Source organism: Paenibacillus sp. TC-CSREp1 (assembly GCF_050171015.1).
GTDB lineage: Bacteria > Bacillota > Bacilli > Paenibacillales > Paenibacillaceae > Paenibacillus > Paenibacillus silvae.
Window position 1 is genome coordinate 35,695 of record NZ_JBNOKM010000007.1, and the last position, 21,770, is coordinate 57,464.

Sequence of the window (21,770 nt, forward strand, 5' to 3'; positions counted from 1 at the left end):
TATTAAAGAGGAGTGGGGAAGTTATGTCTACCAATTTAGCAGGACAAGCACTGGAGCAGGCACAGCTGCATGAAGAAATCAGCATGGATGACTCCCTGAAGCCCAAACGTGAGACTGATCGAACGGTGGGACCCGTACCTTATATGTTTATGTGGATCGGGGATGGTGTAAATCTCGGTAACATGACACTCGGAGCAAGCCTGATCGTTGCCGGAGTTGCTACGCTTAATGTGTTTCAGACATTTATAGCAGCGATGATTGCCATCGGCATCATTTCCTTGATCTTTGCGATCAATGACCGCTTCGGTTATCGGACAGGCATTCCCTATGTTGTTCAGCTGCGCATGTCCTTTGGTATTAAGGGAGCTATTATCTCCTCCTTCCTTCGCGGTGTACCGGCAATCGTCTGGTACGGCTTCCAGAGCTGGGTCGGAGCAACAGCACTGAATGAAATCGTCAAGGTGTTCAGCGGTGGCAGCTTCGATAGTATTCCAATCTGTTTCGTACTGCTTCAGGCTGTTCAAATCGTCCTGTCCATGTACGGATTCCATGCCATCAAGTGGGTGGAAACTCTTGCTTCCGTTGTAATCATGCTGGCACTGGTTTATGTGTTCGGCCTCCTGCTTAACTCCCACAGTGCAGCAATCAGCCAAAACTGGGTGAATGCCAAAGGCACATGGGGACTTCCCTTCTTCGGCTTTATCATGGTGTTCCTGGGCAATTATGCAGCCATTTTCCTGAGTGCAGGCGATTATTCCCGCGAGCTAAAAAGCGGCATCAGTGACAAAAAGCGCAGTATGCTCTATTTCTTGCCGATCGTGATCGCCTACGGTTTCGTTCTGACCATTGGAGCAATGATGGCCGCAGCAACAGGCATATCCAATCCGGTCAAAGCCTTCGCTGTCATTGTAGACAACCCGTACATCACCGTATTCGTATCTGCCTTTATCGTCATTGGCGCAGTTGCCGTCAACATGGTCGCTAACATCGTGCCACCCGCTTATGTCATCTCACTGGTTACCAAGCTGAAATACAAAGCAGCAGTTATCATCACCGGCCTGCTTGCACTCTGCTCCTTCCCATGGGTACTCGTACAGGATTCCTCCGCTCAAGGCTTGAACACGTTCATCCTGATCTACTCTGCCTTCCTTGGCCCGATTGTAGCGATCATGCTGGTCGAATACTACATTTTGCGAAAACAAAAGGTGGATACCGCTGAGCTGTACATGGATAACGGTATATTCAAAGGCTATAACCCCAGCGCTCTTTTAGCGATGGTAATTGGAGCTGGCGCTGCCTTCCTGCTCGTAGATATCGGCTGGATCATCGGATTTATAACAGCAGGCACAGCCTATTTGCTGCTAAGCAAGTTTGCTTTTAAAGGCTCATCCTTCAGAAAAGGCACCATCTACGAGTAAACAGACCTGAATCGGCACAGCAAGACATACAATTCATCAACGATGGAAGAGGAGAGAGGTATATGGAACGTTATGATCTGATCATACGCGGCGGCAGTGTGGTACTGCCGGAAGGTGTCACAAACGTAGATATCGGAGTGAGAGATGGCAAAATTGCAGCAATCGCTGCTGCACTGGAAGGCGAAGCCGCACAAGAATGGGATGCTGCCGGGCATCATGTGCTTCCAGGCATGATTGATGTGCACGTGCATTTCAGCGAACCCGGACGCGAGCATTGGGAAGGCTTCACCACCGGTTCAGCGATGATGGCCGCAGGCGGCTGTACCACTTTTTTCGATATGCCACTTAACGGAATTCCCTCGACAGTCACGGAGGAAGCACTGCTGGAGAAAGCAAGCATTGGCAATGAAAAGTCACTCGTTGATTTTGGCCTCTGGGGCGGGCTTGTACCGGGCAACGAGGGAGATTTGCAGCCCTTAGCCGAATCTGGAGTCATTGGTTTCAAAGCCTTCCTGTCAACCACCGGCAATAAAGAATTCGAAGCTGTAGACGATATGACACTGCTGACAGGCATGAAAAAAATTGCGGCTCTCGGCAAAATTCTGGCTCTCCATTCAGAAAGCGCGGCGATCACCAACTGGCTGAAAGCGGAGAAGGAAGCCGCCGGGCTGGTCAGTGCCGATGATTATCTGGAGACACGGCCGATTGTTGCGGAAGTTGAGGCGGTTGAACGCGCACTTTATTATTCAGAAATTACAGGCTGTGCCCTGCATTTTGTGCACATCAGCTCCGCCGCAGCGGTAGCCAGGATCGAAGCAGCCAAAGCACGCGGCATGAACGTGACGGTCGAAACGTGCCCGCATTACCTGTTATTCAACCATGACAGCCTGCGTGAAAAAGGTACCATTGCCAAATGTGCACCTCCACTGCGGGAAGCGGATGAACAGCAGCGGCTGATCTCCCTTCTGCTTGAGGGCCGATTCGATATGCTGTCTTCAGACCATTCACCTTGTCCTTACGAGATGAAGGACCCGAAAGATTATAATCTTTTTCAAGCATGGGGCGGCATTAGCGGCGGACAATTCACACTGCTCTCCGCTCTCGAACTTGCAATTGCACACAACGTTCCACTTGAAAAGGTTGCTGCCTGGACAGCCTCGAATCCGGCAGAACGCTTTGGTCTTGCAGACCGCAAAGGCAGGATCGCTGTTGGCATGGATGCAGACCTTGCCATCGTACAGCTGCATCAGCCCTTTACTGTAACGGAAGAAAACTACTACGCGAAACATAAGCAAAGCCTTTATATAGGTCATACCTTCCCGTCCAGCGTGGCCGGCACGATTGTCCGCGGACATGTCGTTGTTCAGGACGGCAGGGTGATCACTTCTACACCTCCTGAAGGCGGCTGGCAGAAGCCCTGAGATTGCATGTACATCAACCTGAGATCACATGCACTAAACCTTAGATCACATGCACATAAAAAAGAAGCATGTCAGAGAATACTTTTCTCGAACATGCTTCTTTTGGTATGTTTCTTATCGTATCTATTTGGACCCTGGTCAGGTGCAGCTTAATGGTTAACCTCTGTTTTCAATCCACTGCTCTGTTGCTCCGAGCACCTTCTCGCTGCGAGCAATCGCCTCGGCCACTTGACCTGAAGCCGTACCACCGTATACATTACGGGCGTTGACTACCGCTTCCGGCTGCAGTACATCGTAGATGCGATCATCAAACAGCAGTGAGAATTGCTTGAATTCATCAATCGTCAGATCAAGCAAATATTTGCCGTTCTGGATACAGTACAACACCGTTTTACCAATCACCTCATGCGCTTGACGGAAAGGCAGACCTTCACCTACGAGGAAGTCAGCAATATCTGTTGCATTCGAGAAGTCCTGGTTCACAGCTTGACGCATGCGATCCTTGTTGACCTTCATTGTAGCGATCATCGGAGCGAACAGCTGCAATGCCCCCTCCAGTGTTGCTACCGTATCAAACATGCCTTCTTTGTCTTCCTGCATATCTTTGTTGTATGCCAGCGGAAGAGATTTCAGCACCGTCAGCAATCCGATCAGATTGCCGTATACACGTCCGGTTTTACCACGAACAAGCTCAGGCACATCTGGATTTTTCTTCTGTGGCATAATGCTGCTGCCTGTGCAGAACGCATCATCCAGCTCTACAAACCCAAACTCCGTACTGCTCCACAGCACCAGTTCTTCGCTCAAACGGGACAAGTGAGTCATAATCAGGGACGCTGCCGCCAGGAACTCCACGATGAAGTCACGGTCACTTACCGCATCCAGACTGTTCTCGTATACACCATCAAAGCCAAGCTGCTCTGCTACAAAATGACGATCAATCGGGAACGTTGTTCCTGCAAGCGCCCCTGCCCCCAGCGGAAGCACGTTAATGCGTTTGTAGCTGTCCATCAGACGCTCCGCATCACGTTGGAACATCGATACGTATGCCATCAGGTGATGTGCAAACAGAATCGGCTGTGCCCGCTGCAAATGAGTATATCCCGGCACAATCGTATCCAGATTATCCTTGGCTTGTCCGATCAGCGCTTCCTGCAGCGCATGCAGCATGCCAACAAAGCCGACTACACGCTCACGCAGATACAAGTGCATATCCGTTGCGACCTGATCGTTCCGGCTGCGGCCTGTGTGCAGTTTTCCGCCGACAGGACCAATCGTTTCAATCAGGTTTTTCTCAATGTTCATGTGGATGTCTTCATCCGATACCGAAAACTCCACCTCACCTGCACGGATTTTATGCAGAACGGTAATCAGGCCTTCTTTGATCGTTTCTACATCTTCCGCAGGCAAAATACCGCATTTGCCCAGCATCGTTACATGGGCCAAACTGCCTTGAATATCTTCTTCTGCCAACGCTTTGTCAAAATTGATAGATGCCGTGTATTCCTCAACCAGATGGTTGGTTTGCTTTGTAAAACGTCCTCCCCACAGCTTGCTCACAGTGAGTATCCCCTTTCGCTCATGGACAAAGCCGCCCCTGCCAGAATGTGCAAGAACGGCCCGCCTTGTCAGTAATTATAAGTTAGCGTGAACACACGCTATACATTATTTTTTGTTTTGCTCCACACCGGAATGTACTTTCAAGCGCAATGCGTTCAGGCGGATAAAGCCTGTTGCATCGCCTTGATCATACGCCTGGGTTGGATCAGCTTCCATTGTAGCAATGTCCGGGTTGTACAGGCTGACAGGGCTTTTCACCCCTGCGCCAATGACGTTGCCTTTGTACAGCTTCACACGAACCGTACCCGTTACGTTTTTCTGACTTTCGGTCACCAGCGCTTGCAGCGCCAGACGTTCCGGTGCGAACCAGAAGCCGTTGTAAACGAGTGTGCTGTAACGTGTGATCAGGCTGTCACGCAGGTTCATCACTTCACGGTCCATCGTGATGGACTCCATTTTGCGATGTGCTGTGAACAGGATCGTTCCACCTGGTGTTTCGTATACGCCGCGGCTCTTCATGCCGACAAAACGGTTCTCAACCATGTCTACACGGCCGATACCGTGTTTTCCGCCCAGTTCATTCAGCTGCTCCATCACTTGCAGCGGGCTCAGACGCTCGCCGTTCAGGGCAACACAGTTGCCTTGCTCGAACTCCAGCTCCAGATATTCTGCTTGATCTGGTGCATCCTCAGGTGCGCTGCTCAGCAGGAACATGTCTTTGTTCTCATCCGCGCTCGGATCGAACCAAGGATCTTCCAGCACACCGCTCTCATAGCTGATATGCAGCAGGTTGCGGTCCGTGGAGTAAGGTTTCGCCGCAGAAGCGGTAACCGGGATGCCATGCTTTTCAGCATAAGCAATCATCTCGGCACGTCCCGGGAACTGGTTGCGGAACTCTTCCAGACGCCAAGGCGCAATCACTTGAATATCCGGTGTGAGCGCAGCGGCGTTCAGTTCAAAACGGACCTGGTCATTCCCTTTCCCCGTAGCGCCGTGAGCAATCGCTGTAGCGCCTTCTGCACGAGCGATATCCACCATACGTTTAGCAATAAGCGGACGTGCGATGCTTGTGCCGAGCAGGTATTGGCCTTCATAGAGGGCGCCTGCCTGGAACATAGGGTAGATGAAATCTTTCGCGAACTCGTCGCGCAGATCGTCGATGTATACTTTGGAAGCGCCCGTAGCCAGTGCTTTTTCCTCCAAGCCATCCAGCTCATCCTTCTGACCGATATCCGCTGTAAAAGCGATGATCTCTGCATCATAGGTTTCTTTCAGCCATTTCAAAATTACAGATGTGTCCAGTCCGCCGGAATAGGCGAGTACGATTTTTTCCTTAGCCATGTGATATGGTCCTCCCCAAGATCAATTACGATATTTCATCTATCATCGCCAAATTGGCGTGTAAAATCAACCCATTATCGCAAACTGCGATTATTCGCTCATCAATGCGGCCATCAATGCCTTCTGTGCATGCAGACGGTTCTCTGCTTGATCAAAGATCAAGGAGTTCGGGCCGTCGATAACTCCTGCACTCACTTCTTCGCCGCGGTGTGCTGGCAGACAATGCAGGAACATGTAGTCCGGCTTCGCACCTTTCATCAATTCCTCATCGACCTGATAAGCCGCAAATGCCTGCTCCCGAATCTTCTGCTCTTCCTCAAAGCCCATGCTTGCCCATACATCGGTGTACACGATATCGGCATCCTTCACCGCATCCTGTGCACTGTACGTTACGAGCACTTCCGATCCGCTCTCCTGCGCGATTGCACGCGCCTGCTCAACCACAGCACTGTCAGGCTCATATCCTTCCGGCGTTGCTACGGCAACATGCATGCCCATTTTCGCCGCACCCAGCATCAAGGAGTGTGCCATGTTGTTGCCATCGCCAACGTAGGCCATCTTCAGACCAGCCAGTTTACCTTTATGCTCAAGCACCGTCTGGAAATCCGCCAGCACCTGGCACGGGTGCGCCGCATCACTCAGGCCGTTAATGACAGGAACGTCAGCATGCTCAGCCAGTTCAATCACATTATGATGTCCAAACGTACGGATCATGATGCCGTCAAGATAACGGGACAGCACTTTCGCTGTATCATGTGTCGTTTCACCGCGTCCCAGCTGAATGTCATTTTTGCTCAGGAACAGCGCGTGCCCACCGAGTTGGAACATGCCGACTTCAAAGGATACACGTGTACGTGTAGATGATTTTTCAAAAATAAGTCCGATCGTTTTGCCTTTCAACGGTTGAAACGGAACGCCGCTTTTTTGCTTGCCTTTGATCTCGATCGCAAGGTCCAGCAGGTAACGAATTTCCTCCGCCGTATAGTCCGTGAATTCGATAAAATCCCGGCCTCTCAAGTCAATCTTCTGCACCTTGTCTGTATGCTGTACTACCATCTCTTGTATTCCTCCTCATTTCCGGTTCCCTGCACCCGCACGGGCAGAAGTCTCACATCCACGTTGACATCCATGGCTGAATTCAAGCCCTCTTATGTTGGTCAATCCCTTTTTGAAAGGGGAAAATCCGGTGATAAAGGCGAGCGCTTCGCTTTTCCAGGTTTTTTCCGCCCTCTCCGTTAACGTGTAAATGAATAATTCATCTTTATAGTCTACTCCGTGGGTGAATCATCACATTCGCTATGGCTTCCGCTGTCTGATCACCACGCGGCTACAGGGATTCTTTCTCTTTAATCTGCGCCGGGGGCCGTAATGGCCCCGGTTCAGTCATTTATTTTCAACAGATCAGGCTTTCGCCGCAACGTGCTCTTCAATCAAGGTTCCCACGAGGGATACCGCTTCATCAATCTCTTCTTTACTTACGTATAGGTTAGGAAGCAAGCGGATCACATTTGGGCCAGCGGAAACAAACAGTATACCGCGCTTCTGTCCTGCCACCACAATGTCACCAACCGGCTCTGCGCATTCAATACCTACCAGCAAGCCCATGCCGCGAACGTCTTTTACGAACGGGATACCCGCCAGGCGGCTGCGTAACGACGTCATGAGATAGTCTCCCATCTCTGCCGCACGCTCTGGCAAACGATCCTCCAGCATTGTCTCAATGGTTGCAATAACGACGGAAGAAGCCAGTGGAGTACCGCCAAACGTTGTTGCATGACTGCCTGGCGTAAACGCATCCCGCAGGAAACCTTTACCCAGCATTGCCCCAACAGGGAATCCGCTTCCGATGCCCTTAGCGACAGTGAACACATCCGGCTCAACACCATAGTGCTCATGAGCAAACAGCTTGCCTGTACGTCCCATGCCTGTCTGCACTTCATCTACGATCATCAGCAAGCCATGCTCGTCACACAGTTTACGCACATGTTTCACAAATTCCGGCTCTACCGGATACACGCCGCCCTCGGCCTGAACCATCTCCAGCATAATCGCTGCGGTCTTCGGCCCAATTGCTGCTTCGAGCGCAGGAATATCATGCAAAGGCACAGTTACAAATCCGGCTGGCAGCGGCAAAAATCCTTCTTTTACTTTATCCTGTCCGGTTGCCGTTAACGTTGCCAGTGTCCGTCCGTGGAACGATTGGGCAAAAGTAATGACTTCGTACCGATCTTCCCCTTTCACCTTTTGCTGATAACGACGAGCCACTTTGATGGCTGCTTCATTCGCTTCAGCACCGCTATTGCAGAAAAATACAGCGTCTGCACAGGTGTTCGCCGTCAGCAGCGCGGCTGCCTTTTCCTGACCCGGAATCTGGAACAGGTTGGATACGTGCCACAGCTCATCGATCTGAGCCTTCAGCTTCGCGCCCACTTTCTCAGGTGCATGGCCCAGGCTCGTTACAGCAAGTCCACACATGAAATCGAGATAGCGGTTCCCCTGATCATCCCATAACCAGCTGCCTTTTCCCTTAACCAAGCTGATTGGATACCGTGCATACGTTTGAAAAAGTGAGCTTTCCGTCTGTGCGGCTGCACCTGTTGCTCCTGCGACGGCTGTGCCAGAACCTGGCTGTTCGTTGCCTTTTGCCATGACCAAATCACTCCTTGTCGATGAGTACACGCCAATTAATTATGAGAAAACCTTTATATACACGAGGCAATTCGATGACAGAATACCTATTGATCGCTCTTATCCGAGGATTTTTCGATCATACTAATTGAACCAAATACAGTTTACACCAGCCACTCCGATGACAGAATAACCTTCCAATCGCTGTTATCCCCAGATTTTTTTGATTCCCTTTAGTAAAGGGAAAATCCGGTGATAAAGGCGACCGCTTCGCCCAGTTTTTTTCTGTCCTCTCCGTTTTAGAGTAAACAAATCGTTCAAGAATGATAAAAGAGTGAAAATCCATGATTCATGCATGCGAACAATTCGCTTATTCAAGTCTCCTTCGTTAACGTGTAAATCCAACTTTCTCCTAAAAGGCCGTGTACAAATTCTTTTTTATATAAACTAAAACCTAAAATCCGAATTTCGTGTGCACTTATTGCATTCGAATAATTCGGGTACCGATCGTCTCTCCGCCAAGCACTCGGCTCAGAATCTGCGGCTCGCTGCCGTCCACGATAATAACCTCGCGCACATCGCCATGGATGCATGCAATCGCCGCGCGCACCTTAGGGATCATGCCGCCGTAGATTTCACCCGTCTGGATCATATCCTCGATCTCCTGTACGGATACGGATGGCAGTACCTTTTTCTCCCCGCCAATGGTCTTCATAATGCCTGGTACATCTGTTACCACGATCATGCGGCTTACGCCGAGATGGGAAGCCACTGCACCTGCTGCGGTATCTGCGTTAATATTATAGCGCTGACCGCTGGCATCCACACCTACAGGTGCAATAACAGGCATGTAACCCATGTTTACGATACCCTGAATAATCTCAGCTTTAACACTAGTTACGTCGCCTACCCAACCGATTTCAGCGTGGTTTGTTACAGGCTTCGCCTGGATCAGACCGCCGTCTACACCTGACACACCCAAGGCCTGCCCCCCTACGCGCTGAATCAAACGTACGATTTGTTTGTTAATGCTGCCAGCCAGCACCATCTCTACGACATCCAGCACAGGCTCGGTTGTTTTGCGCAGACCATTCACAAATTCCGTTTCGATCCCAAGCTTCGCCAGATTTTCCGAGATGGCGGGTCCACCGCCGTGAACGATAACCGGACCATTTCCTTGAGACTGCAGGTCACGAAGGTCTGCAAAAAAGGATTCAGGCAGTGCAGCCAGTGTACTGCCTCCACATTTCATCACAAACATCTGTTTCTCCGTACCTGTCTCCGCTGCAATACTGCCGTTTGGCAATGTAGAATTCAAGAGGCAAGGCTCCTTTCGTCGGACGATGATATAAGACTTAACACTTAAAACAATTCTTGGTAGACGACATGGGCCGTTCCAGATTCGGATCGTTCTTTCGATCGCCGTTGTCTCCAGGTTTTTTAGGATTCCCTTCTCCAAAGGGAAAACCCGGAGACAAATGCGAACGCTCCGCTTCTACAGAATCGATTCCGCCTCTTCCACTACAGTCGTCTATTGTTATTTTTTAAAGTTTAATCCTTATAGATCATTTTTTACTGATGGTACACAGCTTTCCAGAGATCAAGCTGCAAAAAGATCAAAAGATTCTGGTCTATGTGATTTCATTTGAAGGAAGTTTCAAATCATAGTAAATGGAACTAAAAAAGCTGAATTGAAAGCAGATTAATTGAGTAACTTTAAATGAATCACTTCATCCCATTGAGGCGACCTTAATAAAACCACAGCAAAAGATTCACATCACTAGAATTAAATCATGGATGCCAACCAAATATACAAATCAATGGTCCAAGCGTCTATTTACGTGCGGTATGCCGCGTTAATGCGTACATAGTCGTACGTCAGGTCGCATCCCCATGCTACTGCGTGGCCTTCGCCGTGATGCAGATCCACTACAATGCGCACCGTGTCGGTCTGCAAGTATGCCAGCGCCGCTTCTTCGTCAAATACTACCGGACGAGACTGTGCAAGCACCGAGATGTCTCCCAGACGGATATCGACCGTATCCGGGTTCACCGGCTGGCCTGCACGGCCCACAGCGGCAATAATCCGGCCCCAGTTTGCGTCAGCACCAAACATGGCGGATTTCACCAGGCTGGAACCGATCACCGTCTTGGCAATCGCTTGAGCAGACTCATCGCTAACCGCACCCGTCACTTCCACTTCAACCAGCTTCGTTGCCCCTTCACCGTCACGCGCAATGGCTTTGGCCAGTACTTGGCACACATAAGTGAATCCGGCAGCAAACGCATCCCAATCCGGGTGCTCCATCGTCAGCTCTTCATTGCCTGCATAACCACTGGACATCGCTACGAGCATATCATTGGTGCTGGTATCCCCATCTACAGTAATCATGTTGAATGTATGGTTGGTCGCCTGGCGCAGCAGGCGCTGCAACGCTTCTGCCCCGATGACCGCGTCTGAGGTCATAAATGCCAGCATGGTGGCCATATTCGGATGAATCATACCCGAGCCTTTGGCCGCTCCCGCAATCATTACCGTCTTGCCGCCAACAACGACGGAGACGCAAGCTTCCTTTTTGACCAAATCGGTAGTGAGGATCGCCTGTGAAAATTGTTCTGCCTCGTTCGCTTCCTTACCCATCTGCTCCGGCAGCGCCTTGATGCCTGAATGCACCGCATCCATCTTCAGCAGCTCACCGATAACACCTGTGGAAGCCACAGCTACATCCTCTTCGGCTACTCCCAGCTCACGAGCCGCTGCTGCACGCATCGCATAAGCATCGTCTTCGCCCTGTTTCCCTGTGCACGCGTTCGCGTTGCCGCTGTTAACAATCACCGCCTGCAATCGCCCGTTGCTTAGACTTTCACGCGTGACTTTGAGCGGTGCTGCCTGAAACACATTCGTCGTGTAGACCGCCGCAGCTGTCGCAGGAATATCACAGCGAATGGCTCCGATGTCGTTGCGTGATGTTTTTTTCAATCCGCAATGCAATCCACCCACGGTGAACCCGGCTGGCGTTACAATGGTTCCATTTTCAACTATAGTAAAAGCCTGTTGCTCCACGTTTGTTCCCATATCATATCCCCCGTATGCGTTCAGCTACATGCTGATCAACCGCCTGCTTCAACTGAAACTGCCCAACCTCTACCCATACTGTATGACCGCCAGATGAGACACCGCTTCTTCGTGCTTCCCCTTGCGATGCTTACCAGCTGCATGTTGTTATGGATACACTGGTGTCATGTTCAGCCCGAGGTTTTCCTCCCATCCCATCATCAGGTTCATATTTTGAATCGCTTGCCCGGATGCACCCTTCACCAGGTTGTCAATGACTGAAATGATTGTCAAACGCCCTGTGCGCGGGTCCACCGAAAATCCGATATCACAATAATTCGATCCATATACCTCTTTGGTTGAAGGCCAGATGCCCGGCTCACGCACACGGACGAAAGGTCTGTTTTCATAATATTTACGGTATAAATCAACAATCTCCCGGTCACTGTGTTCTCCCGTCAGCTTCGCATACATCGTACTCATAATACCGCGTGTCATGGGCACCAGATGTGTTGTGAATGTCACGGTTACCGGGCTTCCGGTGATGTTACCAAGAACCTGCTCGATCTCAGGGATGTGCTGATGTTTATTCAGTTTGTATGCTTTGAAATTTTCATTCATCTCGGCATAATGGTTGGTCAGGCTCGTTCCGCGCCCTGCACCCGATACACCTGATTTTGCGTCAATGATGATCGTTGATGGATCAATCCAGCCTGCCTCCACCGCAGGAATCAGACCCAGCAGCGTCGCTGTCGGATAACAGCCCGGGTTGGATATAAAATCCTTACCCTTCACTTCATCCCCATACACCTCAGCCATACCATATACTGCCCGTTCCAGCAGATCAGCCGATGGTGCAGGGTGTTTGTACCAATGCTCGTAGACCGATCCATCCTTCAAACGAAAATCACCGGACAGGTCGATAACCTTCAGCCCGGCTTCCAGCAAGCTTGGTACGAGCTTTGCGCTTACGCCGGACGGGGTCGCGGTGAACACGAGATCTGCACGGGTTGCAATCTCCGCCGGATCAACGCCGTCCAGCGGCCTGCGAATCACGTCCGTTAAATGTGGAAATCCATCTGCGATGGACTCCCCACTGCTGGATGAAGAGATTACCGATGTAATTTCAACCTGCGGGTGATTCTGAAAAAAACGAATCAGTTCCACCCCGCCGTAGCCGGTGGAACCGACGATTGCCACTCTTAATTTGTTATTCACTCTCGCTCCCCCAATCCTGTTGTATGCGCTACTTGTGCCATGTTCAAGACTCTCTGAATGATGACGAGAAATTCGCACTAAAACTTCAATGACAGAACAACCTTCCCATCGCTGTTATCCCCAGATTTTTTGATTCCCTTTCCTAAAGGGAAAATCCGGTGATAAAGGCGACCGCTTCGCTTTTCCAGGTTTGTTTCTGCCCTCTCCGTTTTTTGTGCAAACATCTCGTTCATACATGTCGTCAAAGCTTGAGCAGACAATTCCGTCGCTTCTATGCATATTTGTGTATTATTATACGACTCTAGTTATATAAATACAACACTCTATCATCAATTTAACACGGATTTCCAACAAATCCGAACGATATCTTTTTTGCTGTAGGGACGAACAGGGTTTCTTCTGTTAAAATAGATAATAGCAGGAAACATTACATACAGAGTCTTGTTCACATGTACATCTTGTTATACGAGGTTATATGGTAATGAACAGACCCTGGAAAGCCATTATGAGACACGGAGGACTAAAGTGCATATTGAATCTATCTTACTTGTTATACTCCTGGGCCTGAATATTATTTTTGCGGCGGCTGTTGTCTTCTTCGAGCGCAAGGATGCCAGTGCTTCATGGGCGTGGCTGCTGGTTTTGAACTTTATTCCGGTCTTCGGGTTCATACTTTATCTTCTGACAGGGCAGAATCTGACGAGATACCGGCTCTTTCAGTGGAAAGAACGTAAAAAGCTCGGTCTGGAGGAACGCATAGCGACCCAACTGGAGCAGCTGCAGGATAATCGGACTCCTTTCAACAACAAAGCGACCGAGCACAGCCAGGACATGATCTACATGAACCTCAAGCAGAACGGCGCTTTGCTCACCGAAGATAATGAGGTGGAGATTCTGACCGACGGTCATGTCAAATTCCAGCGCCTTCTGGATGATATCGAGGCCGCACAGGACCATGTGCATGTGCAGTATTACATCTACCGCGGGGATAGCCTTGGCAAACGCATTCGCGATGCCCTGATCCGCAAAGCACGCGAAGGTGTGAAGGTACGTCTGCTCTATGACGCGCTGGGTTCACGGCGGGTCACGAGTCGCTTTTTCAAAGAGCTGCGCGAAGCGGGTGGACTGGTGGAAGTCTTTTTCCCATCCAAATTCAGTCTGATCAACCTGCGGATGAACTACCGCAACCACCGTAAAATCGTCATTATTGATGGTAATCTTGGTTATACAGGCGGGTTCAACGTTGGCGATGAGTATCTCGGTCTGAATTCGAAATTCGGCTACTGGCGCGACACCCATCTGCGGATACGAGGCAATGCGGTGCATGCGCTGCAAACCCGTTTCCTGCTGGACTGGAACGAAGCCTCCAAGCAGCATGACACACCTTACATTCCTGCTCACTTTCCTCATATTGAGGGCTCAGGCAAAACCGCGATGCAGATTGTTTCCAGTGGACCTGACGCCGAAACGGAGCATATCAAAAACAGTTATCTGAAAATGATCAACAATGCCAAACATTCGATCATTATTCAAACACCGTATTTTATCCCGGATGCCAGTGTCTATGAAGCGCTTCGTCTAGCATGCCTGTCAGGCATTGATGTGCGCATTATGATACCGAATAAACCGGATCACGCCTTTGTATATTGGGCCACGTTGTCTTATATCGGAGAGCTGTTAAAAGTAGGGGCCAAAGCGTTCATCTATGATAATGGTTTTATTCACGCCAAAATACTGATCATCGACAGTCTGGTCGCTTCCGTCGGAACCGCCAATATCGACTATCGCAGCTTCCGGTTAAACTTTGAGGTGAATGCCTTCGTATATGATGAAACGATCGCTACGGCACTTGTACAGACGTTCGAGCATGATCTGCAAGTATCGCGCGAGCTGACGTCTGAGGAATATCGGAAGCGCAGTTTGCTCATTCGATTTAAAGAGGCTATATCACGTCTGTTGTCTCCGATTCTGTAAACGCGTGGCTGAGGGGCCTGATCCCCAACGTATGGAAAGAAAACAAAAAGCAGATTCTCCTGCCCGTCATTTGGGTGAAGTGAGAATCTGCTTTTTTGGTGTACCTTTTTCCATGCTATGCCTGCTTGGATTTTATATATGCTCGCCGCGCTTAAAGCCTTCCCCCAGAACCTCTTGAGCATTGCTGATAATGACAAAAGCATCCGGGTCTACGGACCGGATCAACGCTTTCAGACGCGGCACTTCACTTTGCCCTACGACCACCATCAGCACCGTACGCTGATCATCCGTATATCCGCCCTTCGCCTCCAGCTTGGTTAGACCGCGATCCAGATCAGCCAGAATAACCTTCGTAATCGCTTCTGTCTGGTTCGAGATAATATACGCTACCTTGGAGTATCCCAGCCCCATCTCGATGGCATCAATCACTTTTCCCGTCACATACAACCCGATCAATGCGTATAAGGACTGCTCCAGAGACAGCACAAAGGCCGCCATAATAATAACGGTCGCATCCATGATTACCACACATACCGAGTAGCTAAGTCCGCTATACTTCTGCACAATTCGCGCCAGAATGCTCATGCCCCCGGTTGAACCTCTCCCCCGGTACACAATGCCGATCCCCAGTCCCACGCCGATGCCCCCATACAATGAAGCAAGCAGCGGATTGGTAGTTGGTATCACCCAATGACTCGTCAGATACACAAAGAGAGGCAGCACGATACTGCCGAGGATTGAACGAACGCCGTACTGCTTGCCGATGAGCAGGAAACCTGCAATCAGCAGTGGAATGTTAATCGCCCATTGTGTATATGCCGGTTCCCAGCCGAACCACTCATGCCCCAGAATGGATAACCCGGATACTCCACCGGAAGCAATCTGATTGGGAAGTAAAAATAAATTAAAGGCTACCGCGATCAAAAACGAGCCTACAATAATGAACAGGGTATCGATGACGTTTCGCCACGGCCCGTTCAGGGGAATGGAGGTAGCCAGCCTCTTTTTGCGTTGAGGGTATGAATGTTGTTGCTCTTGCATGATGTCGTGCTCTCCTTTTATATAATTGATCAAAAAAAAGCCCCTGTATACACCAGCATGCGCATGAGCACACGGGTCCATACAGGAACTTAGATTAATCGGCTTCTACTTTAATTTGGCTGCGCAAATAACCGTCGATGAATGCATCGAGGTCGCCGTCCATAACCGCTCCAGTATTTCCTGTCTCTACGCTCGTACGGTGATCCTTTACCATACTATAGGGATGGAATACATAGGAGCGAATCTGGCTTCCCCACGAAATATCCGACTGATCCCCTCGGATTTCGTCCAGTTCTTTTTGCTGCTCTTCAATTTTACGCTCATACAATTTCGAACGAAGCATCGTCATCGCACGCTCACGGTTTTTGATCTGTGAACGTTCGTTCTGACAGGTGACAACAACTCCGGTCGGGATATGTGTAATCCGCACGGCTGAGTCCGTGGTGTTAATGTGTTGTCCACCCGCACCGCTCGCACGATAGGTATCAATCTTGAGGTCCTCGGTGCGAATATCGATCTCAATCGTATCATCAATCTCCGGCACAACATCACAGGATACGAAGGATGTATGTCTGCGGCCTGATGAGTCAAAAGGAGAAATCCGGACCAGACGGTGAACTCCCTTCTCCGCCTTCAGATAACCATAGGCGTTATGTCCCTTGATGGACAAGGTTACGCTTTTGATGCCTGCCTCGTCGCCCGGAAGGTAATCCAGCACCTCGACCTTGAAGCCGCGCTTCTCGGCCCAACGGGTGTACATGCGCAGTAGCATCTGTCCCCAGTCCTGGGACTCGGTGCCGCCTGCACCCGGATGAAGCTCAAGAATTGCATTCATTTTGTCGTACGGCTGGTTCAGGAGAAGCTGAAGCTCGAACTCTTCAAGCTTGGCTACAATCGCCGCCACGCTGTTACCAATCTCGGCAGCCAGCTCCTCGTCGCCCTCTTCATCCGCCAGTTCAGCCATCATCAGCGCATCGTCGTAATCCTGCTGCAGCTTGGCGTATTGATCTACAGACCCTTTTACCGCATTCATCTCGGCAATTAAGGCTTGTGCCTTCTCATTGTCATCCCAAAAGTCGGGAGCGGACATTTTCTCTTCGAAGTTCTCAATCATCTCTTGCTTGAGATCTAAGTCAAAGAGACCCCCTAAGGTTTGTTAATTTCTTGCCTATTTCACGCAGGTCCTGCTTCACGCTTGGATCAATCATGTGCAATTCCTCTTTTCATTAAGATAAGCTCCTCGCATTCCGGGAGGTTCAATCAGACCCAGTGCCGAATGCATCTCTTCTTCTTACAGAGCAGCGTCTATGCTGTTACCAGCAGGCGTGCCAGCCCTATCAAGCGCCATATGATTATTCATATGCACCAGTCAAAGATTATGCATCCTTCACTTTATCCTACTGAACCCCCGGCTGCAAGGAGCCGTATAAGTCAAACGATATAAATCAGATTATATAATCTGAACTAAAGATTTTACACAGTCCACTTCGATGACAGAATCCTTCCAATCACTGTTATCCCCAGACAAAATACTACTCTTGGCCGTGGCAGTGCTTGAACTTTTTGCCGCTTCCGCAAGGACAAGGATCATTACGGCCAATCTGGTCGGAAACTCGCACTGGGCGTTTCTCCGCAGGTTCACCGCTTGTCGAGATTTGGCTCTCGTCCACAACCGCTTGACGCTCCTGGTTGCTTTCGATCTGTGCTTTCATCACGTAGGTCGCCACTTCTTCCTGAATCGAAGAGATCATCTCGTGGAACATCTCGAAGCCTTCGAACTGGTACTCACGAAGCGGATCTGTACCGCCGTATGCACGAAGGTGGATACCTTGACGCAATTGATCCATCGCATCAATGTGGTCCATCCACTTGCTGTCTACTGCGCGAAGCACAACCACTTTCTCGAACTCACGAACCATTTCTTCACCGATACGTTCCTCGCGAGCATTATACTTGTTCTGCACTTTCTCGAACAGATACTCAATGATCTCTTCGGCTTCTTTGCCCCACAGCTCATCCTTGGTAATAGAACCCTCATCCAGAAGTTTGCTGTTCATATAGTCTGCAACCTCTTGCAGCTCCCAGTTCTCAGGAATGTCGTCACTACAGTGTGCTTCAACAATCCGCTCAATGGATGGTTTGATCATATCCATAACGATCTGTTTAATATTTTCGGACTCCAGCACCTCACGACGCTGTTTGTAGATGATCTCACGCTGCTGGTTCATCACATCGTCATACTGAAGGACTACTTTACGCACGTCAAAGTTATTGCCCTCAACCCGCTTCTGAGCAGACTCTACGGCACGAGTAATCATACGGCTTTCGATCGGCTGATCTTCTTCAAAGCCAAGACGCTCCATCATATTCAGCACGTTGTCTGCACCAAAACGTTTCATCAATTCGTCGCCCAGCGACAGATAGAACTGTGTTGAACCCGGGTCACCCTGACGGCCCGCACGACCACGCAGCTGGTTATCAATCCGGCGTGATTCGTGACGCTCTGTACCGATGATATGAAGGCCGCCAACTTCAGCAACACCTTCACCCAAAATAATATCTGTACCCCGACCGGCCATGTTCGTTGCAATGGTTACTGCACCCGCTTGGCCCGCTCCGGAAATAATTTCAGCTTCTTCCGCATGGAACTTCGCGTTCAAGACCTGGTGTCTGATGCCGCGGCGTTTCAGCATATCCGACAGACGCTCCGAGTTCTCGATGGATACTGTACCCACCAGAACCGGTTGGTTTTTGCTGTGACGCTCCACGATTTCTTCCACAACCGCTTTGAACTTGCCATCAATGCTTTTATATACAACATCCGCCATATCATTCCGTTTGTTCGGACGGTTGGTTGGAATCTGCAGCACTTCAAGGCCGTAGATTTTCTTGAATTCTTCTTCCTCTGTCTTCGCTGTACCTGTCATGCCCGCAAGCTTACGGTACATCCGGAAGTAGTTCTGGAACGTAATCGTTGCCAGCGTCATGCTCTCGTTCTGAACCTCGATGCCCTCTTTTGCTTCAATCGCCTGGTGCAAGCCATCGCTGTAACGGCGACCAGCCATCAGACGACCTGTGAACTCATCGACGATCATGACTTCTTCATCCGTAACAACATAATCCACGTCACGGCGCATAATCACGTTAGCTTTCAGCGCCTGTACAATGTGGTGGTTCAGCGTCACGTTGGCATGGTCATACAAGTTCTCGATGCCAAAGGCCTTCTCTGCTTTCGCTACGCCGCCCTCTGTCAGCGCTACGGATTTCACTTTGATATCTACTGTAAAATCCTCTTCCGGCACAAGACGTTTCACAAAACGATCTGCTGCATAGTACAGGTCGGTCGATTTCTGAGCTTGTCCGGAAATGATCAGCGGTGTACGCGCCTCATCGACAAGGATGGAGTCCACCTCGTCAATGATACAGAAGAACAATGGACGCTGTACCATTTGCTCTTTGTACAGAACCATATTGTCACGCAGGTAGTCAAAACCGAATTCGTTGTTCGTACCGTACGTAATATCACAAGCATATGCGTGCTGCTTCAAAGCGTGATCCATTCCGCTGAGGTTAACCCCAACCGTCATGCCGAGGAATTCATAGATTTGCCCCATCTCCTGGCTATCCCGTTGAGCCAAATAGTCATTGACTGTGACTACGTGTACACCTTTGGACATCAATGCATTCAAATATACCGGCAGTGTTCCTACCAGCGTTTTACCTTCACCCGTTTTCATCTCGGAAATACGGCCTTCGTGCAATGCAATCCCGCCCAGCATCTGCACGTCATAGTGACGCTTGCCAAGCACACGACGTGAAGCCTCACGTACGGTTGCAAATGCTTCAGGAAGAAGCTCGTCCGTTGTTTCTCCCTTTTCAATACGGGCACGGAACTCCTCCGTTTTTCCTTTCAACTGCTCATCAGACAAAGCCTGAAATTGCGGCTCCAGTTTATTGATCACATCGACCGTCTTCATCAGACGTTTCACATCACGCTCGTTCATGTCTCCGAAGATCTTTTTGACAAGTCCTAACATGGTATACCCCTTTCGTGCAAAACAGAATAGACCCCCTGCTGCCGCCATGCGGCACCATCCGATGGATTGTTCATCCAATGTCCCCGGGGGGGTGACAAACAAATTAAAATATAGATGAATCAACCCCAGGCTTGCCATGTCTCATGAAGCTGATTCGGTACTCACTTGAGCCTGGTTTTTAATAAAAAAGTGCCTGCACTCAAGCCTATTGAATCATGTTCATGGTGCTGTGCCTGTCATTGATTATGATTAGCGATCATTCGTTGACAATTATTCATCAGGACAATGATTCTCTTTGCATAAATTGTAACAGTTTGTAAGGGTCGCCGCAACACGCCGCAGCAGACTTCTTCGAACTTCATTCCCCCAATAAAGAGAGTTTAAGTGCAAAAAATCATAGACGTTAGCAGAAGTGATAAGATAACTCGTTTATTTCCCGGCAAGCTACAAGGCGCAAGCGATGATTAATGGGAAATATGGAAGTTAACGGAATACTATTCAAACAGCCCAACCTCTACTCTATTAGACGCAGCAACCCCCGTAATAGTTTCATCATTTTATTTTCCAGAAGCTCCATTGTACTAAAGCTGCTACGCACAAAAGAGCCCCATCCCTTAAAGGATGGAAGCTCTTGTTAGGTTCATTTCAGGAAGCATAGTTCCTGCTTATATTCAATAATGGGATGTTCTATTCAATTGAAGCGATGCCGTAGCCCAAGCTTAACCTTGCTCGATCAAACCGTACTTGCCATCGTTCCGTTTGTAAACCACGCTTACTTCCTCATTCTCGATGTTGGAGAATACGAAGAAGTTATGACCAACCATGTTCATCTGAAGAATAGCTTCTTCCACGTCCATCGGTTTCAGCATAAAGCGTTTCGTACGTACAACTTCCAGATCATCATCCGTATCCGTGTCCAGCTCGGCTGTAGCTACAGTACCTGACGGATCTTCCACGAAGAGTGTCTTCAGGCTACCTTCCTGACGGAATTTACGGTTAATTTTCGTTTTGTGTTTGCGAATCTGACGTTCCAGCTTGTCCACAACGGCGTCGATGGATGCATACATATCATCGCTGCCATCCTCCGCACGGAGCACAAAGCCCTTCAAAGGAATCGTCACCTCAACTCTATGCAAGCCTCTTGTCGTGCTCAGTGTAACCGCACCATCAGAGGTAAGGGGTGCATCGAAATACTTCTCGAGTCTACTCAACTTTTTGTCGACATAATCTTTCAAAGCCTCAGTAACCTCGATTTGTTGACCTCGAATACTCAAATTCATAGGGCACTCCTCCTTTATCTTTGCACCTTCATTATACCACGAATGTAAGCGTCATGTAAAAACTCCCGTTGACCGAATAATGACATCTCCTCCAGCCACCTCAAGCAATGTCTGTTTAACGCCATATTTCGTGATTTTTCGCCATTTTCGGGCAAAATCAATTGTTTTTATGGAGTTATTTATCCGGTGCTTGATGATGTATTTAACCGTTTTGGAGCTGGTTTAATCGGTTATGTAAAATGATCTCTCCAAAGGCCCAGAAATTCATTTCTTAACTTAGACATTGGCCACCCTTCAAATACGCTGTTGAGAGAAATTTGAGACGCTCCCCGCAAGCTAAACTAAACAAAAAAAGACCCCGGATCACCGGAGTCTGATGCTAGCGATAATTCAATTTGGTAACCATCTAACCATATATGTAGGTCGGATTAACCGGATGATTATAATTTGATTACGTTAGCTGCTTGCGGTCCACGTGCGCCTTCGACGATGTCGAATTCTACGGATTGACCTTCTTCCAAAGTTTTGAAGCCTTCGGATTGAATTGCGGAGAAGTGTACGAATACGTCGCCGCCGTCTTCAGTCTCAATGAAACCGTAACCTTTTTCTGCGTTGAACCATTTTACTTTACCTTGCATGCACTAACATTCCCTTCGTCATCAAATGAAGTGAAGCCCTGGCCAAGACCCTAGCCCACAATTCAGATGATATCACCTAATCTTATCCATTGTCAATTGGTAAAGAAAATGTTTTATTGGTATTTTTTTGTAGATTAATTGAGGATTTTGAGGAATCGG

The 21,770-nt window shown here is 49.3% G+C and carries 15 protein-coding genes; 3 read left to right on the forward strand and 12 right to left on the reverse strand.

Going from position 1 to position 21,770, the window contains the following annotated elements; genetic code table 11:
* Nucleotides 1-23 precede the first annotated feature (23 nt).
* Nucleotides 24-1,418 carry an NCS1 family transporter gene (locus ACQSGY_RS11980; RefSeq protein ID WP_427052054.1) on the forward strand — a complete coding sequence of 465 codons (1,395 nt, stop codon included), beginning with the start codon at nucleotides 24-26 and terminating at the stop codon, nucleotides 1,416-1,418.
* Between the two features lie 62 nt (nucleotides 1,419-1,480).
* Nucleotides 1,481-2,839, forward strand: a complete 1,359-nt coding sequence (locus ACQSGY_RS11985; RefSeq protein WP_427052055.1) for an allantoinase — start codon at nucleotides 1,481-1,483, stop codon at nucleotides 2,837-2,839.
* Between the two features lie 156 nt (nucleotides 2,840-2,995).
* Here ACQSGY_RS11985 and argH read toward each other — a convergent pair whose 3' ends face one another.
* The 7 genes from argH to argC form a co-directional block, all read right to left on the reverse strand.
* The gene (gene argH, locus ACQSGY_RS11990) at nucleotides 2,996-4,399 is read right to left on the reverse strand and encodes an argininosuccinate lyase (protein WP_427052056.1); all 1,404 of its coding nucleotides are present in this window, start codon (nucleotides 4,397-4,399) and stop codon (nucleotides 2,996-2,998) included.
* A 105-nt stretch (nucleotides 4,400-4,504) separates the two neighbouring features.
* The gene (locus ACQSGY_RS11995) at nucleotides 4,505-5,740 is read right to left on the reverse strand and encodes an argininosuccinate synthase (RefSeq protein ID WP_248063023.1); all 1,236 of its coding nucleotides are present in this window, start codon (nucleotides 5,738-5,740) and stop codon (nucleotides 4,505-4,507) included.
* Nucleotides 5,741-5,830: 90 nt separating this feature from the next.
* Nucleotides 5,831-6,796 carry an ornithine carbamoyltransferase gene (argF, locus tag ACQSGY_RS12000; RefSeq protein ID WP_248063025.1) on the reverse strand — a complete coding sequence of 322 codons (966 nt, stop codon included), beginning with the start codon at nucleotides 6,794-6,796 and terminating at the stop codon, nucleotides 5,831-5,833.
* 345 nt (nucleotides 6,797-7,141) lie between these two features.
* The gene (locus tag ACQSGY_RS12005; protein ID WP_427052057.1) at nucleotides 7,142-8,389 is read right to left on the reverse strand and encodes an aspartate aminotransferase family protein; all 1,248 of its coding nucleotides are present in this window, start codon (nucleotides 8,387-8,389) and stop codon (nucleotides 7,142-7,144) included.
* A gap of 457 nt (nucleotides 8,390-8,846) precedes the next feature.
* Nucleotides 8,847-9,629, reverse strand: a complete 783-nt coding sequence (argB, locus tag ACQSGY_RS12010) for an acetylglutamate kinase (protein ID WP_427052214.1) — start codon at nucleotides 9,627-9,629, stop codon at nucleotides 8,847-8,849.
* 576 nt (nucleotides 9,630-10,205) lie between these two features.
* On the reverse strand, nucleotides 10,206-11,444 hold the full coding sequence (gene argJ, locus ACQSGY_RS12015) for a bifunctional glutamate N-acetyltransferase/amino-acid acetyltransferase ArgJ (RefSeq protein WP_427052058.1): 1,239 nt from the start codon (nucleotides 11,442-11,444) through the stop codon (nucleotides 10,206-10,208).
* Nucleotides 11,445-11,591: 147 nt separating this feature from the next.
* Entirely contained in the window at nucleotides 11,592-12,641 is a 1,050-nt protein-coding gene (gene argC, locus ACQSGY_RS12020; RefSeq protein WP_111269128.1) for an N-acetyl-gamma-glutamyl-phosphate reductase, read from the reverse strand.
* 525 nt (nucleotides 12,642-13,166) lie between these two features.
* On the opposite strand from argC, the gene cls reads away from it, so the two are divergent.
* Nucleotides 13,167-14,615 (forward strand): cardiolipin synthase, encoded by a 1,449-nt coding sequence (gene cls, locus ACQSGY_RS12025; RefSeq protein WP_188593773.1) that lies wholly within the window; start codon nucleotides 13,167-13,169, stop codon nucleotides 14,613-14,615.
* Between the two features lie 132 nt (nucleotides 14,616-14,747).
* On the opposite strand, the gene ACQSGY_RS12030 is transcribed toward cls, so the two are convergent.
* The 5 genes from ACQSGY_RS12030 to ACQSGY_RS12050 all read right to left on the reverse strand — a co-directional run bounded on the left by ACQSGY_RS12030 (nucleotide 14,748) and on the right by ACQSGY_RS12050 (nucleotide 21,611).
* Nucleotides 14,748-15,656 (reverse strand): YitT family protein, encoded by a 909-nt coding sequence (locus ACQSGY_RS12030; RefSeq protein ID WP_145404395.1) that lies wholly within the window; start codon nucleotides 15,654-15,656, stop codon nucleotides 14,748-14,750.
* Nucleotides 15,657-15,750: 94 nt separating this feature from the next.
* Nucleotides 15,751-16,864, reverse strand: a protein-coding gene (gene prfB / locus ACQSGY_RS12035; RefSeq protein ID WP_145404396.1) for a peptide chain release factor 2 whose coding sequence is annotated in 2 segments (ribosomal slippage) — nucleotides 15,751-16,791 and nucleotides 16,793-16,864 — 1,113 coding nt in all. Because the reading frame shifts where the segments join, the coding sequence is not laid out codon by codon here.
* 324 nt (nucleotides 16,865-17,188) lie between these two features.
* Nucleotides 17,189-19,693: a preprotein translocase subunit SecA gene (gene secA, locus ACQSGY_RS12040; RefSeq protein ID WP_111269124.1), complete on the reverse strand. Its 2,505-nt coding sequence runs from the start codon at nucleotides 19,691-19,693 to the stop codon at nucleotides 17,189-17,191.
* Between the two features lie 719 nt (nucleotides 19,694-20,412).
* Nucleotides 20,413-20,973 (reverse strand): ribosome hibernation-promoting factor, HPF/YfiA family, encoded by a 561-nt coding sequence (gene hpf / locus ACQSGY_RS12045; protein WP_111269123.1) that lies wholly within the window; start codon nucleotides 20,971-20,973, stop codon nucleotides 20,413-20,415.
* 440 nt (nucleotides 20,974-21,413) lie between these two features.
* Nucleotides 21,414-21,611 carry a cold shock domain-containing protein gene (locus tag ACQSGY_RS12050; RefSeq protein WP_024631599.1) on the reverse strand — a complete coding sequence of 66 codons (198 nt, stop codon included), beginning with the start codon at nucleotides 21,609-21,611 and terminating at the stop codon, nucleotides 21,414-21,416.
* Nucleotides 21,612-21,770: the final 159 nt, after the last annotated feature.